16 protein-coding genes are annotated in these 15,516 nt (G+C 64.9%); 7 read left to right on the top strand and 9 right to left on the bottom strand.

What is annotated here, in order from left to right:
• Nucleotides 1-12 precede the first annotated feature (12 nt).
• The 4 genes from K9B33_RS00995 to K9B33_RS00980 are packed head-to-tail and all read right to left on the bottom strand — an operon-like array spanning nt 13 to nt 3,513.
• Nucleotides 13-1,275, bottom strand: a complete 1,263-nt coding sequence (locus K9B33_RS00995) for a rhodanese-like domain-containing protein (RefSeq protein WP_224546017.1) — start codon at nt 1,273-1,275, stop codon at nt 13-15.
• Entirely contained in the window at nt 1,272-1,898 is a 627-nt protein-coding gene (locus K9B33_RS00990) for a cysteine dioxygenase (protein WP_224546016.1), read from the bottom strand. The genes K9B33_RS00995 and K9B33_RS00990 overlap by 4 nt, the downstream gene beginning before the upstream one ends.
• Nucleotides 1,895-2,677 carry an ABC transporter ATP-binding protein gene (locus K9B33_RS00985; RefSeq protein WP_224546015.1) on the bottom strand — a complete coding sequence of 261 codons (783 nt, stop codon included), beginning with the start codon at nt 2,675-2,677 and terminating at the stop codon, nt 1,895-1,897. The genes K9B33_RS00990 and K9B33_RS00985 overlap by 4 nt, the downstream gene beginning before the upstream one ends.
• 2 nt (nt 2,678-2,679) lie before the next feature.
• Nucleotides 2,680-3,513 carry an ABC transporter permease gene (locus K9B33_RS00980; protein ID WP_224546014.1) on the bottom strand — a complete coding sequence of 278 codons (834 nt, stop codon included), beginning with the start codon at nt 3,511-3,513 and terminating at the stop codon, nt 2,680-2,682.
• A 289-nt stretch (nt 3,514-3,802) separates the two neighbouring features.
• On the opposite strand from K9B33_RS00980, the gene K9B33_RS00975 reads away from it, so the two are divergent.
• A complete protein-coding gene (locus K9B33_RS00975; RefSeq protein ID WP_224546013.1) occupies nt 3,803-4,639 on the top strand; it encodes a LysR substrate-binding domain-containing protein in 837 nt (278 codons plus the stop codon).
• A gap of 22 nt (nt 4,640-4,661) precedes the next feature.
• Here K9B33_RS00975 and K9B33_RS00970 read toward each other — a convergent pair whose 3' ends face one another.
• From K9B33_RS00970 to K9B33_RS00955, 4 genes are read right to left on the bottom strand one after another with little or no spacing between them, the layout of a single operon-like run.
• Nucleotides 4,662-5,609 (bottom strand): NAD(P)-dependent oxidoreductase, encoded by a 948-nt coding sequence (locus K9B33_RS00970; RefSeq protein ID WP_224546012.1) that lies wholly within the window; start codon nt 5,607-5,609, stop codon nt 4,662-4,664.
• 1 nt (nt 5,610) lies between these two features.
• Nucleotides 5,611-6,798 carry an acyl-CoA dehydrogenase family protein gene (locus K9B33_RS00965; protein WP_224546011.1) on the bottom strand — a complete coding sequence of 396 codons (1,188 nt, stop codon included), beginning with the start codon at nt 6,796-6,798 and terminating at the stop codon, nt 5,611-5,613.
• 5 nt (nt 6,799-6,803) lie between these two features.
• Entirely contained in the window at nt 6,804-7,781 is a 978-nt protein-coding gene (locus tag K9B33_RS00960; RefSeq protein WP_224546010.1) for an ABC transporter substrate-binding protein, read from the bottom strand.
• A gap of 1 nt (nt 7,782) precedes the next feature.
• Nucleotides 7,783-7,920 (bottom strand): hypothetical protein, encoded by a 138-nt coding sequence (locus K9B33_RS00955; protein WP_224546009.1) that lies wholly within the window; start codon nt 7,918-7,920, stop codon nt 7,783-7,785.
• A gap of 98 nt (nt 7,921-8,018) precedes the next feature.
• On the opposite strand from K9B33_RS00955, the gene K9B33_RS00950 reads away from it, so the two are divergent.
• Nucleotides 8,019-9,371, top strand: a complete 1,353-nt coding sequence (locus K9B33_RS00950; protein ID WP_224546007.1) for an FAD/NAD(P)-binding protein — start codon at nt 8,019-8,021, stop codon at nt 9,369-9,371.
• Between the two features lie 39 nt (nt 9,372-9,410).
• Here K9B33_RS00950 and K9B33_RS00945 read toward each other — a convergent pair whose 3' ends face one another.
• Nucleotides 9,411-10,031 (bottom strand): TetR/AcrR family transcriptional regulator, encoded by a 621-nt coding sequence (locus tag K9B33_RS00945; RefSeq protein ID WP_224546005.1) that lies wholly within the window; start codon nt 10,029-10,031, stop codon nt 9,411-9,413.
• A 211-nt stretch (nt 10,032-10,242) separates the two neighbouring features.
• On the opposite strand from K9B33_RS00945, the gene K9B33_RS00940 reads away from it, so the two are divergent.
• Genes K9B33_RS00940 through K9B33_RS00920 form a run of 5 tightly spaced genes read left to right on the top strand, consistent with a single transcriptional unit; the run spans nt 10,243 to nt 15,439 of the window.
• A complete protein-coding gene (locus K9B33_RS00940; protein WP_224546003.1) occupies nt 10,243-11,433 on the top strand; it encodes an acyl-CoA dehydrogenase family protein in 1,191 nt (396 codons plus the stop codon).
• The gene (locus K9B33_RS00935; protein WP_224546001.1) at nt 11,430-12,497 is read left to right on the top strand and encodes a phosphotransferase; all 1,068 of its coding nucleotides are present in this window, start codon (nt 11,430-11,432) and stop codon (nt 12,495-12,497) included. The genes K9B33_RS00940 and K9B33_RS00935 overlap by 4 nt, the downstream gene beginning before the upstream one ends.
• On the top strand, nt 12,494-13,285 hold the full coding sequence (locus K9B33_RS00930) for an enoyl-CoA hydratase/isomerase family protein (protein WP_224545999.1): 792 nt from the start codon (nt 12,494-12,496) through the stop codon (nt 13,283-13,285). Before K9B33_RS00935 ends, K9B33_RS00930 begins: the two co-directional genes overlap by 4 nt.
• 1 nt (nt 13,286) lies before the next feature.
• Entirely contained in the window at nt 13,287-14,447 is a 1,161-nt protein-coding gene (locus K9B33_RS00925; protein WP_224545997.1) for an acetyl-CoA C-acetyltransferase, read from the top strand.
• Nucleotides 14,447-15,439: an NAD(P)H-dependent flavin oxidoreductase gene (locus K9B33_RS00920; protein ID WP_224545995.1), complete on the top strand. Its 993-nt coding sequence runs from the start codon at nt 14,447-14,449 to the stop codon at nt 15,437-15,439. The genes K9B33_RS00925 and K9B33_RS00920 overlap by 1 nt, the downstream gene beginning before the upstream one ends.
• Nucleotides 15,440-15,516: the final 77 nt, after the last annotated feature.

Below are 15,516 nucleotides of genomic sequence, written 5' to 3'. Positions count from 1 at the left end.
GTCTCCCGATGTTTAGATGACGAAGAAGCCGTGGGTGCTGTCGCGCTCCAATTGGGCGACGAGGCCATATTCCCAGTCGAGATAGGCTTGCATCGCGGCGGCCTTGTTGTCCGTGCCTTCATAGGGACGCTTGTAGCGGCCCTCCGGCCCGCGCGGGGTTGGCGCACCATCCGGACCTGTTTCCAGCGCAACGGCCGACCAGTCGACATCGAGGATGGCAACGTCCCAACCAAGCTGGGCGAGCCAGGAGGCGGTCATGTCGGCGCGCGGGCCGACATTGTCGGTCACGACGATCCGCGCACCGCGCACCGGAGCGTTATGGTCGGTTTCCTGGACCAGTTGGCCGCCCTGCGCATTGCGGAAGCCGGGCAGATGGCCGCTTTCATATTCGCGCGGCTGGCGCACGTCATAGCGATAGAGGGTGCGGGCCGTGTCGGCCTGAAACGCGGCCAGTTCGTCCCAGCCGATACGCTTCACGCCGGCGCGATAGGCGACGTCGCGGGCATGGGCGCGTGCTTCCGCGATCGAAACGTCATCGACTTCAGGTGCGACGCGGGTCTGGCCGGTATCCAGTGACTGGCCCGCCAGCGTCCAGCCGATCGTGCCGTTACGCAACGCAAACACCTTGTTGGGGACGCCGGCATTGACCAGCGACTGCGCGCCGATGATCGAGCGAGTGCGGCCGGCGCAATTGACGATGATCGTGGTGTCGGGATCGGGCGCGATGGTGCGCGCCCGCAACGCCAGTTCCGCGCCCGGCACGCTGGTCCCGGTAGGGATGCTCATCGTATTATATTCTTCGTAGCGACGGGCATCGAGGATCTTGATGTCGGCCTTTTCATCGATCAGCGCCTGTACGTCTTCGGCGGCCAGTGAGGGCGTGTGGCGGCGATGTTCGACCAGTTCTCCGAACGCCTTGGAGTAGCTGTTGACGTCCTCGAACAGTTCATAGCCCGCCGCGGCCCAGGCGGAGAGGCCGCCGTCCAGTTCGCGCACATCGCTATAGCCCAGCGCTTCGAGACGGACGGCCGCCTTGCGCGCCAAGCCTTCGCCATTATCGTAGACGATGATCGGGGTAGCGAGACGCGGGATGCGCCAGCGGGCTTCCTCGTCGATCCGGCGCAGCGGTATCTGCGCGGCGAAGAGCGGGTGGCCCTGCGCGAATTCATGTTCTTCGCGCAAGTCGATGATCGCGATTTCGCTGCCGGTCAGCAGCGCGCGCCGGATGTCCAGAGGCGTGGCGGTCTGGATACGGTCGAGGATATCGGTGCTCATAGGTTTTTCGATCTGTCCCAGAGGTTGGGGATCACGCCGTTGGCGTAACCCGAAATGAAGGTCTTCGGCGTGCCGTCGAGGGCGTAGGTCGCGCGCTCGACCGCGCCGATATTGGCGCCATAGACATGGATGCTGACGGACGGTCGGTCAGGGAGGCCATTGGTGACGCGGTGGATGTCGCCGATGCGCGGCGAGACGGCGTCCACCTCGCCTTCGTGCAGCAGTTCCTCGCCCTGATCGACCAAGACGCCGCTCGGCAGGCGACGAAAGCGCTCGACCTTCTCGATCCCGCGCAGCACGCCGACCAGACCCCAGACGCTATGGTCGTGGATGGGTGTGGACTGGCCCGGTCCCCAGACGAAGCTGACGACGCTGAACCGCTCCCGGCTGTCGCAGTGGAGCAGATATTGCTGGTAGCGATCGGGATGGGGCTGGGCGAAGGCTTCGGGCAACCAGTCGTCGGTGGCGATCAGACGGCTGAGCAGCGCGCGGCCGCTGTCCAATATCGCCTGCTCGTCGCGGGTCGCGGCCAGCAGGTCGGCAAAGGCCGTCACGAAGCCGCGCAGGCGGCGGGTGTCGGCCGCGGTATCGACCGGACGCTCGATGGCGGCGAGTGCGCTCATTCGGCGGCGACCGGGAAAGGCACCACGCCCTCGGCATGATCGTCGCCCCCCAGGTGAGAAAGCAGCTTTTCACGCAGGCGAGCAGCAAAACTGGTTCGCTCGCCGCGCGGCGCGGTGATGCGTTCTTCGGCGACGATGCGGCCCTGGTCCAGCACAAGCACGCGGTCGGCGAGCGCGATCGCTTCCTCCACGTCATGGGTCACGATCAGGACGGCGGGCCTATGCTTGCGCCAGAGCGAGAGGACCAGATCGTGCATCCGATAGCGGGTCAGCGCATCGAGCGCGGCGAAGGGTTCGTCCAGAAGCAGCAGTTGCGGCTCGCGCACCAGCGCGCGAGCCAGCGCCACACGCTGCGCCTCGCCGCCCGACAGGGTCAGCGGCCAGGCGTCGAGGCGATGGCCAAGGCCCACTTCCTTGAGCGCGGCTTCGGCGCGGCCACGGCCATTGTCGCCCTTCAGGCCCAGCGACACATTCTTCCAGACCGGCTTCCACGGCAGCAGGCGGGCATCCTGGAACACGACGGCGCGGGAATCGGGGACTTCCACGTCCTGGCCGCGGGCCTCGTCCAGACCGGCGAGCGTGCGCAGCAAGGTGGTCTTGCCCGAACCCGACCGGCCCAGCAGAGCGATGAACTCGCCGGGTGCGATGTCGAGGTCAAGCCTGTCGATGATGGTGTTCGTGCCGAAGCGCCGGGTAAAACCGCGCAGGCGAACGACGGGTTCGGGATGAGGATGGTGGACAATGGTGTCCACGGTGGAAAAGCCGAGGCGAGCGTCCATGCTTATTGCTCCACTATGCTGGGGCGCCAGATAAGGGCGCGGGCTTCGATCGTGCGGACCAGCCAGTCGGCGCCGAGGCCGAGGATGGCGTAGACCATCAGGCAGACGACAATGATGTCGGTCCGCATGAAATCGCGAGCGTTGTTGATGAGGTAGCCGAGGCCGGCCGAGGCGTTGATCTGTTCGGCGACCACCAGCACCAGGATCGACACCGACAGGGCGTAGCGCAGCCCGACCAGCAGCGAGGGCAAGGCCGACGGCAGGATGACGTGCCAGATCTGCTCCCAGCGGCTGAGGCCGAAGCTCTTGGCCGCATCGAGCAGGCGCAGATCGACGCTGCGGATGCCGCTGTAGAGGTTGAGATAGACCGGGAAGATGGTGCCGAAGGCGATGAGCGCGACCTTGGGGGTTTCGCCGATGCCGAACCAGACGATGAAGAGCGGGGTCAGCGCAAGCGCAGGAATAGTGCGCTTGATCTGCATGAGCGGATCGACCGCCAGCTCGCCCGACCGGGACAGGCCGGCGACGAGGCCTAGGCCCAGTCCCAGGCCAACGCCGATCAGCAGGCCGACCGCGACGCGGGCAAAGGAAACCAGCAGGTTGGAGGGCAGTTCGCCGGACATCACCATCTCCAGCAAGGTGCCCAGAACGGCGGAGGGCGCGGCCAGCGTGCGTTCGGGGATCAGGCCGAGGCGCGATCCCGCTTCCCACAGAAGCAGCAACAGGACCGGCGACAGCCAGCGCCCGCCGAAACGCGAAAGAGAGAAGGGGCGAGGTGTGGAAGCCGGTCGGCTCCGCCCTGCCCTCGATGTATCATTGATCGTCAAAACCGCCATGTCCGGCCCTTTTATGAACTGCGGACAAGCCCAACATGAATTGTCTACTTATTCAATTAAGTTTTGCCAGGCAGACCTATCAGCGTTCGTCATAGGTCGCATTTCGCCGCCGTTGCGGGGCGGATGAGCGCCGGTATTGGCGGTTTCGCGCGCAACAATCGGTGGGACGTAGTTTTTTCTTCGTCGGATAAATCTCTACTATTTTGATTGATATATAAGCATCAGCGATAAATGATTTTCCGTTTCCGGCTTCGGATCGGCTTCTCCCCTTCAGCCAAAGAGGTTTATCGTGCCGGTCAATCTGCCGACCAACTTGCTGCGCAGTTTCGTTGCCATCGTCGACACCGGGTCGATGCTGAACGCGTCGGAACAGGTGTTCGTGACGCAATCCGCACTCAGCCTTCAGATCAAGCGGCTGGAGGAACTGGTGCAGCAGACGCTGTTCCTGCGCGAAGGGCGGCGGCTGAACCTGACCTCCGCGGGCACGGTGCTGCTCGACTATGCCCGTCGCGTGCTGCTGCTGCATGACGAAGCGGTCGCTGCGGTCAGCGCCGGGCGCTTTGCCGGGCCGGCGCGGATCGGGATGGTGCAGGATTTCGCCGACACCCTGCTGACGGGCCTGTTGTCGCGCTTTTCCGAATTGCACCCCGATGCGCAAATCTATGCGCGCGTGGCGGGTACGGCAGAATTGCAGGCGCTGCTGGAACGGCGGGAACTGGACATCTTGCTGGGCTTTGCCGCGCCCAATGACGCCCATGCGGTGACGGTGGCGCCGATGAGCTGGTATGGCGAAACGGCGCTGGTCGACCGCGAGGTCATTCCGCTGGCGGTGCTGGAAGAGCCTTGCCGCTTCCGCGAGGCGGCGATCCGGGCGCTGGAGGATGCCGGGCTGCAATGGCGGATCACGGTGGAAACGCCAAACCTCGCAACGCTGAAGGCGGCCGTGGGCGCGGGCCTGGGCATCACCTGCCGCACCCATTTGTTCCTGGAGGACAGCGCGGCGCTGGAGCATGAGCGGCTGCCGTCGTTACCGCGCGTGGCGGCAATCCTGCGGTCGGGCGACAAGCTGGACAAGGCGGCCCATCGACTGGCGGAATTGGCGCGGGAAACGGTCGCGGCGCTATGACCGGGCTCCCGCGCCGGTCACGTCAATAGCCACGCACCGGATCGACAATGTCGCTGGGCGCTTCGCCGCGCGCGAAGCGAGAGATGTCATCGCGCACCTTTTCCAGCAGCCGGTGGCGCACCAGCATATGGTTGCTGGAGACATGCGGGGTCAGTCGCACGCCCGGATGGGTGTAGAGCGCATGACCGTCGGGCAAGGGCTCGGGATCCGTGACGTCCAGCGTCGCAAAGCCGGGGCCGCCCTCCCCGTCCAAGGCGTCGATCAAGGCGTCCTGATCGATCACCGATCCGCGCGCGACATTGATGATATGCGCGCCGGGCTTGACCTTGGCGAGCAACGCCGCGTCGAACAGATGATAGGTTTGCCGGGTGGCTGGCACGGCGACGATGATATGGTCGGCGCGGGCGACGAGGGTTTCAATGTCGCCGACATGCTCCACGCCGCTGACGCCCGACTGGGCGCCGGTGCGACGCAGGCCGACGACCTGCGCGCCTAGCGCCAGGCCGCGTCGCGCCACCGCCTGGCCGATCGCGCCCAGGCCGACGATGCCGATCGTGGTGCCCGATACCCGGCCAAGCGGCACATTGATCCATTGCGCGCGCGACCTCGCGGTGATCGCCTCCAGATTCTTGGCATGGGCATAGATGGCGGCAATGACATAATCGGCGATCTCGTCCGACGCGACGCCGCGGCCGCAGGTGACGAGCGGGGCATCGAGCAGCCATGGCGGATAGAAATCGATGCCCGCCGATGCGCTATAGACCCATTTCAGCCGCCCCGGCCAGGCGGGCGGGCGCAGCGCCGTGGGCTGGCGCCAGGCAGGCGATGGGCGCACCAGCAGTATGTCGGCCTCGGCCGCGGCGCTCCAGGGTTCTTCGTCGGCGACGTCGATCAGAATGGGCGCGATCGGATGCTGGCCGAGGTCGCGGTTGAATTCGGCGTCGAGTTGGCTTGCGATGATTAGTGACATGTCAGTTCCCAAGGGCCGCCCGGCCAGCGGCAATCAATATGGTGTCGGTTTGCGGCGAATGGATGCGACTGCACAGCACATCGCGATAATGGCGTTCGAGCGGATTTTTCCGGCTGATGCCGGGATTGCCGGTGAGTTCGAGGCCGATCTCCACCGCGCGGATGGCGTTGGCGGTCGTTAGATATTTGATGTTGTTCACCTCCACTGTACTGGGCGGATCGCCGGCATCATAACGGGCGGCGGCATCGCGGATCAGCGTGCGGTTGACCTGCAACAACGTCTCGATTTCGCCAAATTTTTCCTGAACGCGCGGCAGGGTAGCTAGCGAAGCGCCCAGATTGGTCGGCACCCGGTCGTTGAGATAGGCGCGCAGCCAGTCCCGCGCCGACCGCGCGACGCCGTCATAGATGGTCGAGATAGCGAGCGCGTTCCAGATGGCGAGGCTGGGATCACCTGCGCCGGCGGCCCATTGTTCGGCACGACGAATATCGACCGCATGGTCGAGCGGCGTCGGCGTGTCGACGAAATGCACGGCATGACTGACGGTGGCGCGCATCCCCAGATGGTCCCACACCGGCTCGATATCGATGCCGGCACTATCGGCGCGAACCAGGAAATTGCCGACGCGCGGTACGTCCTCGTCCGTCTTCGCCCAGACCGAAAACCAGTCAAGTCCGGTCGATCCGGTCGAATAGATTTTCGTGCCGCTGATCGCCCAGCCATCGGCGGTGCGGCGGGCGATGGTCGCGGGGAGGCCGCCGCGCACCGGCGTCCCCAGTTCCGGCTCGACCCGCAGGCCGCCGATCAGCCCCCGCCCCGCCACCGCATCGCGCGCCAATCGCTCGTAGATCGCCTGCGGCCAATTGCGCGCACGCGCGGGCGTGGCATGATGATGATAGGTCATGAACAGGATGAGCGCGGTCGACGGCTCACCCTTCGCCACGGCGGCGAGCACGCGGACCGCCTCGCCCAGCCCTGCGCCGTGACCGCCCAGTGCGCGCGGCACGGTCAGGCCGATCAACCCTTCGGCTGCCAGCAGATCGAAATTGGCGCGGGGAAATTCGCCGCTACGGTCATAATGTTCAGCGGTTTCGGCCAGTCGCCGGGTCAACCGATCGAGTTGATCCACGCTGATCGGCCCGGCCGAAGCGGGCCGGGCATCGTCCTGTTGCATTGCATGGGTGGCCATGATGTTCAGCCTCTCTTGGGAAGGATGGCATTGAAGCGCCTATCCCAGAGCGGACGCACATCGACTGCCCTGGGCAACAGCTTTTGCCGGTAGAAAAGGTCCGCGACCTGTTGCTGGGACGCGATCGCCGCGTCTGTGACCGGACGCAGTTCGTATGTGGCGCTCTTGCGCCTGAACTGATCGACCACATAGTCACGGGGCACACCGATATCCTGGGCGATAATCGTCGCCCATTCATCCTGATGGGTCGCCGCCCAGCCATAGGCTTTCTGTACCAGCGCCAGATAGTCGCCGATCAGCCTGGCTTTATCGGGATCGGCCAGCGCATCGACATGCGCCGACACCAGATAGTTGCCCGACAATATGCCGTTGGCGGTCTTGAGTATGCGCGCACCCTCCGTCGCGATGGCGCGCTGGATTGGGAAGCCGTAGATCGCCCAGCCGTCCAGAGCGCCTTGCGAGAAAGCCGCAGCGCCATCGGACACGCCCATCGCCACCGGGGTGATATCGTCCCAGCTCAGGCCGACCTCTTCCAACATGCGGATCAGGAAATATTGCGAGGTAGTGGCGCGGACATAGCCAACGCGCCTTCCCTTGAGATCGGCGATCGTCTTCGCCTTCGAACCTTTGGGCACCAGCACGACCTGGTTGTTGACGTCGCCATGGGCGACCGCGATCTGGCGGAAGCTCTGGATGGTGGAGGCCGCCGCGAAGATCGGCGGGATTTCGCTCATGCCGCCATAATCGAGCGAGCCGCCATTCAGGGCTTCCACGACCAGATGGCCGGACTGGAACTCGCTATAGGCCAGATCGAAGCCTTCGGGGGCGATCCCGGCTGCCTTGAACAGCAGACGGGTGTCGCCCTCCCCCTTTCCGGTGACGGAGATACGCAGTTTCGGCCGACCACTCTTGGCCGCGCTGCACCCAGAGAGGATGAGGCAGGTTGACGCCCCAGCCCCCAGGAACGCGCGCCGCGAGAGCATGTCAGCGTCCCTGCGCCGCTTCGCGGGCCGGATCAGGTCGACGGTCGAACAGGACCACATCGGGATCGCGCAGAAACTCGCGCCGCGCGGCTATCCGTAGCCGCATCCAGCGTTGGCCAAGGGAACGTAACAGGCGCATGATCGTCCTTCCATTCGATAATTGAGACTTTATCTATTTCAACAGTAGAGATATGTCCCACAAGCAATGTCGGGCGAACCATTAGAAATGCTTGATCCATGCTGAAGGTCGATCATGTCGCCATCGTCGGCGGAGGCTTCAGCGGCGTACTGCTGGCGATCAACCTGTTGCGGCACGGCAATGTCCGGGTGACGCTGGTGGAGCGACGTCCCGACCGGCTGGGACGCGGCCTGGCCTATGGCGCGGCGCAGGCCGGCCATATCCTCAACGTCCGCGCCGCCAATATGAGCGCGCTGCCCGATCAGCCCGGCCATTTCGCACACTGGCTGACGGCGCAAGGATTGGGCCAGGAGGGCAGCTTCGCCACCCGACGCGATTATGGCGCCTATTTATGCGCACTGCTGGATGAGGCGCGTGCAACCGCTGGCGACCGGATCAGCATCGTCAGCGACGAGGCTACAGACCTGATCGTTGCGGATGACCGCGCATGCATGAGGCTACGATCGGGCGCCACCCTGACAACGGATATCGCCGTGATCGCGCCGGGCAACCTGCCCCCGCACGACCTGCCCGCCTTTGTCGGCCTTGATCGCCCCGCCTATGTCGATGATCCCTGGGCGGCGAACATCGCCACAGGCCTGGGTAGCGACGACGCGGTTCTATTGCTGGGCAGCGGACTGACCGCCATTGATTGCGCATTGAGCCTGGACAGTGCGGGGTTTCGGGGCAAGATCGTCGCCCTGTCGCGCCGTGGCCTGACTCCGCACGCCCATGCGCCCGCCCCGCCCTGTGCCGTCCGGGTAGAACGACCGGCAGGGCCGGTTTCGCTGCTGCTAGCTGGGGTACGGAAACGGGCGGCGGAGATCGGATGGCGCAATGCGGTGGACGAATTGCGGCCCTTCAGCGCCGACATGTGGCGCGCCGCCAGCGCAGCCGAACGCAGCCGCTTCCTGCGTCACCTGCGCCCCTATTGGGATGTCCATCGCCACCGGGTCGCGCCGCAAGTCGCCGAACGGCTGGACGGACTGCGCGCGCGAGGACGGCTGGCGGTCCGGGCGGCGAAGGTGGAGACGGCGACGCCCGATGGCGACGGCCTGATCGTGGAACTGCGTCCGCGCGGAGGCGAGCAAAACGAGACGCTGACAGTGACGCGGGTGATCAACTGCACAGGACCGCTTGGCGACCTGCGGCGCGTGACCGATCCGCTGCTGCGCAACCTGTTCGACCGGGGCGACATCCGGCCCGATCCGCTGGCGATCGGCATCGACGTCGATCGCCAATGCCATGCCATCGCCGCCGACGGCCGCGCGCAGCCGCGCCTGCATGTCGTAGGGCCGATGACCCGCGGCGCGCATTGGGAAATCGTCGCCGTACCGGACATCCGGAGACAGGTCTGGGCGCTCGCCCGTCAGGTCACCAGCGCCCATTGGGTCGAGGCCGAAGGGCTGTAGCAGGGAGGATAAGCGGTCGATCGCCATCCATGTTTCCGCTCAGGCGCTGCGTGAATCCAGCCCGGCCATGAGAATATCCACCATAGCATCGGCGATCTGCGAGGTCGACAATGCGCCGTTCGGTTCATGCCAGCGCGCCGGCCAGTTCAAGGCGCCAGCCAGCGTAAAAGCGGCGATTTTCACGTCAATCGGCGCGATCGAGCCATCGTCTATCGCTTCGCGCAGCATCTGGCGCAGCGCGACGTCGATTTCCTTCTTGAGCGCGCGGTAGCGCGGCAGGCTCTCGCGCGACAAGGCTTCTTCGCCCGTGCGGATGACGCACCGGCCGAAATCGTCCATGTTGATTTCGGCATAACGGCGCAGGAACTTCATGAGGCGATCACGGCCATTGCCCGATTCGGCACGCGCCTCTTCCGCCGCCTGCAGCAATTGCTGCAATCCGATGGTCACGCATTCCAGCAGCACCTGATCCTTGTTCGCCAGATAATGATAGATGGTGCGCTTGGAGATGCCGAGACTGGCCGCGACGTCATCGAGCGACGTCGCGAAAAATCCGCGTTCGTTGAACATCCGAACGGCGGCGCGCAACACCGCGTCCCGCTTGGCCGCCCTGTCCGTCTGGCGCTGCGCCGCATTCCTGAAAGGTGAAACATCCTGCATGCCCCGGTGCTTGACAGGAAACTTGTCAAAGCACAATACACTCATGAGTGTATATTGGTCTAACAGGTTTCTTGATTCGAATGATGGCGCCTACCCCCCGCCTATTATCCGGCTGCGGCGCGGTTATCGACAAACAGCGAAGAGGATTGCGCATGGATATCAGCGGTTTGGCGGCGATCGTAACGGCGCGAGCGAAGGCCGCGGCATCGGCATGAGCGGCGTCGGTCCCCAGCGCACCGCCGCGATCGCAGCAAAGGTCGAAGCCTTTGTCCGCGATGTCGTCGTTCCCTATGAGCATGATCCGCGTCGGGACCATCATGACTGCCCCTCCGAGGAACTGGTCACCGAACTGAAGGACAAGGCGCGGGCAGCGGGCGTACTGACCCCGCATATCCTGGAGGATGGCAGCCATCTCAGCCAGCAGGAAACCGCCATCGTGCTGGCGAAGACGGGGCTGTCGCCGCTGGGACCGCTGGCGTGCAACACAGGCGCGCCCGATGAAGGCAATATCTATCTGCTCGGCAAGGTCGGCAGTGCGGAGATCAAGGAACGGTTTCTCAAGCCGTTGATCGAGGGCCGCACCCGATCGGCCTTCTTCATGACCGAACCTGCGGCCGAAGGTGGAGCGGGATCGGACCCGTCGATGATGCAGACGACCTGCCATCAGGATGGCAATCACTGGGTCGTCAACGGGCGCAAGGCGTTCATCACCGGGGCCGACGGCGCGGGGATCGGCATCGTCATGGCCAAGTCGCAAGACGGTGCGTGCATGTTCCTGGTCGACCTGCCCGACCCGGCGATCCGCATCGACCATGTCCCCAATACGATCGATAGTTCGATGCCGGGTGGCCATGCCGTCCTGACCATCGACAATCTGCGCGTGCCGGCCGACCAGATGCTGGGCAATCCGGGCGAGGGTTTTCAATATGCGCAGGTGCGCCTGAGCCCGGCGCGGCTGTCGCATTGTATGCGCTGGCTGGGCGCGTGCATCCGCGCGCACGAAATCGCAACCGATTACGCCAATCGGCGCATGGCCTTCGGCAAGACGCTGATCGACCATGAGGGCGTCGGCTTCATGCTGGCGGACAATATGATCGACCTGAAGCAGTGCGAGTTGATGATCGACTGGTGCGCGCAGGTGCTGGATGGCGGATCGCTGGGCACGGCGGAAAGCTCCATGACCAAGGTCGCGGTGTCCGAGGCCCTGATGCGCGTAGCCGATCGCTGCGTGCAGGTAATGGGCGGTTCCGGCGTGACCAGCGACACCATCGTCGAACAGGTCTATCGCGAGATTCGCGCCTTCCGCATCTATGACGGCCCGACAGAAGTCCACAAATGGAGCCTGGCCAAAAAGATCAGGCGGGACTGGAAAGCGGCCCAGTCGGAAAAGGGCAAGCCATGAGCGGCGTCGGAGAGGACGCCAATGCCGGCACGACGGCCGTGCGCGACACCTATCGGTTCGACGAGGATGCGCTCGCATGCTGGATGGCCGCGCATGTCGAGGGCTATGCCGGGCCGCTGCGCGTCGAACAGTTCAAGGGCGGGCAGTCCAACCCGACCTATAAGTTGGTGACGCCTGGCCGCTTCTATGTGCTGCGTCGCAAGCCACCGGGCGATACGCTGAGAGGCGCCCACGCCGTCGATCGCGAGGCGCGGATATTGACCGCTTTGGGCGGCGTCGGCTTCCCGGTGGCGCATGTCTTGGGCCTCTGCACCGACGAGAGCGTCATCGGCAGCTGGTTCTATATCATGGACATGGTCGAGGGCCGGATATTCTGGGACGCGACCTTCCCGACCGTCTCCAACGCGGAGCGACCGGCCTATTTCGACGCCATGAACGCGACGATCGCGCAATTGCATGGGGTCGATTATGCCGCGATCGGGCTGGCCGATTATGGCAAGCCGGGCAATTATTTCGCGCGGCAGATCGGTCGCTGGACCAGGCAATATCTGGAGGATGCGGATGCCGGGCGCGACGCGGACATGGATGCGCTGATCGCCTGGCTGCCAGAGAATATTCCGGCCGGCGAGGAAAGCAGCATCGTCCATGGCGATTTCCGTTGCGACAACATGATCTTCCATCCGACCGAGCCACGCGTGCTGGCGGTGCTGGACTGGGAATTGTCGACGCTGGGCCATCCGCTGGCCGACTTCGCCTATCATGCTATGATGTACCAGATGCCGCCCGATATCGTGGCGGGACTGGGCGGCGTGGATATCGGCGCGCTGAATATTCCGGACGAGGCGGACTATGTCGCGGCCTATTGCGCGCGAACGGGCCGGAGCGGCATTCCCAACTGGGATTTCTACATCGCCTTCAACTATTTCCGGCTGGCGGCGATCTTCCACGGCATCAGGGGCCGCGTGATCCGCGGCACGGCGGCGTCCGCCCATGCGCGCGAGCGCGCGAAGGCCCTGCCCCGCCTGTCCGCCCTGGCGCGCCGGTCGATGGAGACATGCCGATGAGCGCGCTTCCCGTTCTGGTCAGCGTGGATGGCGCCGTCGCCACGCTGACACTCAACCGCCCGGCGGCCGGCAATACCGTTAATCAACCGCTGGCCGATGCGCTGCTGGACGCCGCTATCCGCTGCGATAATGATCCGGCTATCCGCTGTGTCGTACTCACCGGCCATGGCAAGCTGTTCTGCGGCGGCGGCGATATATCCGCCTTCGATGCGGCGGGCGATCAGGTGCCGGCCTTTCTCAGCCGGCTGGCAGGCACGCTGCACATGGCGGTGACGCGGTTGCTGCGAATGGACAAGCCATTGTTGGTAGCGGTGAACGGCCCGGCAGCAGGCGCGGGCCTCAGCCTCGCCATATCGGGCGATGTCGTGATCGTGGCGCATTCGGCCCATTTCATCGCGGCCTATGGCAGCGTCGGCCTGACCCCCGATGGCGGCATGTCCTGGCTGCTCCCGCGCCATGTCGGACTGCGCCGCGCGCAGGAAATCATCCTGACCAATCGCAAGGTCAGCGCCGAAGAAGCCGCCGCGATCGGCCTGGTGACGCGCACCGTACCGGATGACCAACTGGCGCCGGAGATGGCGAAGACGGCGCGGATGCTGGCCGATGGGCCGACCGGCGCCATAGCCGGCGCGCGGGCGCTGTTGCTGGAAAGCTCGCACAGCCCGCTCGAAGGCCAGTTGGAGCGCGAGACGCGCAGCATCGCGGCAGCCGGTGGCAGCGCCGAATGTCGCGAAGGGGTCGCGGCATTCCTTGGCCGGCGCAAACCCGATTTCTCAGGAGACGCATGACATGACCGAAGCTTTCATCGTTGACGCCGTACGAACCGCGGGTGGACGCCGCAATGGTGCGCTCGCCGGCTGGCATCCGGCCGACATGGGCGGCGAGGTGCTGAACGCGCTGGTCGACCGCAGCGGCATCGATCCCGCCGCGATAGAGGACGTCATCCTGGGTTGCGTGACGCAGGCGGGCGAGCAAGCCTTCGCCTTTGCCCGCAATGCCGTGCTCGCGTCCCGCCTGCCCCAGAGCGTACCCGCCGTCACCATCGATCGCCAGTGCGGATCATCGCAGCAGGCGCTGCAATTCGCGGCGCAGGCAGTCATGTCCGGCACACAGGATGTCGTCATCGCGGCCGGCGCGGAAAGCATGACGCGCGTACCGATGTTCTCCAACACCGCCTATCATCAGCGCGAAGGCGTGGGCGTCGGCCCGTTCAGCGACCGCGTCAAGCAGCGCTTTGGCGTGGAGAGCTTCAGCCAGTTCGAAGGCGCCGAAATGATCGCAGCCAAATATGGCTTCGATCGCGAGACGCTGGACCGCTATGCACTGCAAAGCCACCAGCGCGCCGCAGCCGCCACCGAGGCCAATCGCTTCGTCGGACAGATCGTGCCGCTGGCGGTCGAGGGCGGCGTCCATGTGAAGGATGAGGGTGTCCGCGCCGACGCGACGCTGGAAGGCATCGGATCGGTCAAGCTGCTCAAGGAAGGCGGCGTGGTGTCGGCCGCCAATGCCAGCCAGATTTGCGACGGCGCATCGGCCGTGCTGGTCGTCAACGAACGGGCGCTCAAGGCGCATAATCTGACGCCACTGGCGCGGATCGTGAACATGACGGTAACAGCCGGTGACCCGGTTATCATGCTGGAAGAGCCGGTCTTCGCCACGCGCAAGGCGCTGGCACGGGCGGGCATGACGATCGACGACATCGATCTGTATGAAGTGAACGAAGCCTTTGCGCCGGTGCCGCTTGCCTGGCTCCAGGCGCTCGACGCCGACCCGGCCAGGCTCAACGTCAATGGCGGCGCGATCGCGCTTGGCCATCCGCTGGGCGCGACCGGCACGAAGCTGATGGCGACTTTGATCCACGAGCTGCGCGCGCGCGGGAAGCGCTATGGGCTTCAGACAGTGTGCGAAGGCGGCGGCATCGCCAATGTGACGATCGTGGAGGCGCTGTAATGGCGTTGAAGACGCGCATCACGCAACTGCTAGGCATCGAACATCCGATCGTCCAGGGCGGCATGATGTGGGTCGGCCGCGCCGAACTGGCGGCGGCCGTGTCCAATGCCGGTGGTCTTGGCATCCTCACCGCGCTGACTCAGCCTACGCCCGACGATCTACGGCGGGAAATCGATCGTTGCCGCGCGATGACCGACAGCCCGTTCGGCGTAAACCTCACCATATTGCCGTCGGTGACGCCGCCGCCCTATGCCGAGTATCGCAGGGCGATCATCGACAGCGGCGTCACGATCGTCGAGACAGCGGGCCACAAGCCGCAGGCGCATGTCGACGATTTCAAGGGGCACGGCATCACCGTCCTGCACAAATGCACCGCCGTCCGGCATGCCCTGTCTGCGGAGCGCATGGGCGTGGACATCATTTCCATCGACGGCTTCGAATGTGCGGGCCATCCGGGCGAAGACGATATACCGGGCCTGATCCTGATCCCGGCTGCGGCCGACAAGGTGAAAATCCCGATGTTGGCGAGCGGCGGGATCGGCGACGGGCGCGGCCTTGCGGCTGCGCTGGCGCTGGGGGCGGAGGGCATCAACATGGGCACCCGCTTCTGCGCCACGGTCGAGGCGCCGATCCATGAGCGCGTAAAACAGTTCATCATCGACAATGACGAGCGCGCCACCAACCTGATCTTCCGCAAATTCCACAATACCGGCCGCGTCGCCAGGAACGGCGTGTCGGACCAGGTAGTGGAGATCAGTGCGCAAGCTGATACCGTTTTCGAGGATATCCGTGCGCTCGTGTCGGGCGCCAAGGGACGCGACGCGCTTGAAACCGGAAATCTGGAGGCTGGTCTGATCTGGGCTGGGCAAATTCAGGGGCTGATCCACGACATTCCCACCTGCGCCGATCTGCTGGCGCGCATCGTCGATGAGGCGGAAACAATCATCAGCGGCCGCCTCGCCTCTTTCCTCCAGCCCGCTCTGGTCGAGTGAGGCTGAGGCGGCAGCCTGTTCGGCCGCTTTGGAGCCTCAGCTTGGGCCTATTCAGAACGGGGTGACATCATCCGCAC

It is taken from the genome of Sphingobium sp. 3R8, assembly GCF_020166615.1.
GTDB classification, from domain to species: Bacteria; Pseudomonadota; Alphaproteobacteria; order Sphingomonadales; family Sphingomonadaceae; genus Sphingobium; species Sphingobium bisphenolicum.
The sequence above is the reverse complement of the archived record's forward strand: the minus strand, read 5'-3'. Positions and strand labels throughout refer to the sequence as shown.

Coding starts and splice junctions, on each gene's coding strand:
- K9B33_RS00995 (WP_224546017.1), bottom strand. CDS start 1,275: ATGAGCACCGATATCCTCGACCGTATCCAGACCGCCACGCCTCTGGAC.
- K9B33_RS00990 (WP_224546016.1), bottom strand. CDS start 1,898: ATGAGCGCACTCGCCGCCATCGAGCGTCCGGTCGATACCGCGGCCGAC.
- K9B33_RS00985 (WP_224546015.1), bottom strand. CDS start 2,677: ATGGACGCTCGCCTCGGCTTTTCCACCGTGGACACCATTGTCCACCAT.
- K9B33_RS00980 (WP_224546014.1), bottom strand. CDS start 3,513: ATGGCGGTTTTGACGATCAATGATACATCGAGGGCAGGGCGGAGCCGA.
- K9B33_RS00970 (WP_224546012.1), bottom strand. CDS start 5,609: ATGTCACTAATCATCGCAAGCCAACTCGACGCCGAATTCAACCGCGAC.
- K9B33_RS00965 (WP_224546011.1), bottom strand. CDS start 6,798: ATGGCCACCCATGCAATGCAACAGGACGATGCCCGGCCCGCTTCGGCC.
- K9B33_RS00960 (WP_224546010.1), bottom strand. CDS start 7,781: ATGCTCTCGCGGCGCGCGTTCCTGGGGGCTGGGGCGTCAACCTGCCTC.
- K9B33_RS00955 (WP_224546009.1), bottom strand. CDS start 7,920: ATGCGCCTGTTACGTTCCCTTGGCCAACGCTGGATGCGGCTACGGATA.
- K9B33_RS00950 (WP_224546007.1), top strand. CDS start 8,019: ATGCTGAAGGTCGATCATGTCGCCATCGTCGGCGGAGGCTTCAGCGGC.
- K9B33_RS00945 (WP_224546005.1), bottom strand. CDS start 10,031: ATGCAGGATGTTTCACCTTTCAGGAATGCGGCGCAGCGCCAGACGGAC.
- K9B33_RS00940 (WP_224546003.1), top strand. CDS start 10,243: ATGAGCGGCGTCGGTCCCCAGCGCACCGCCGCGATCGCAGCAAAGGTC.
- K9B33_RS00935 (WP_224546001.1), top strand. CDS start 11,430: ATGAGCGGCGTCGGAGAGGACGCCAATGCCGGCACGACGGCCGTGCGC.
- K9B33_RS00930 (WP_224545999.1), top strand. CDS start 12,494: ATGAGCGCGCTTCCCGTTCTGGTCAGCGTGGATGGCGCCGTCGCCACG.
- K9B33_RS00925 (WP_224545997.1), top strand. CDS start 13,287: ATGACCGAAGCTTTCATCGTTGACGCCGTACGAACCGCGGGTGGACGC.
- K9B33_RS00920 (WP_224545995.1), top strand. CDS start 14,447: ATGGCGTTGAAGACGCGCATCACGCAACTGCTAGGCATCGAACATCCG.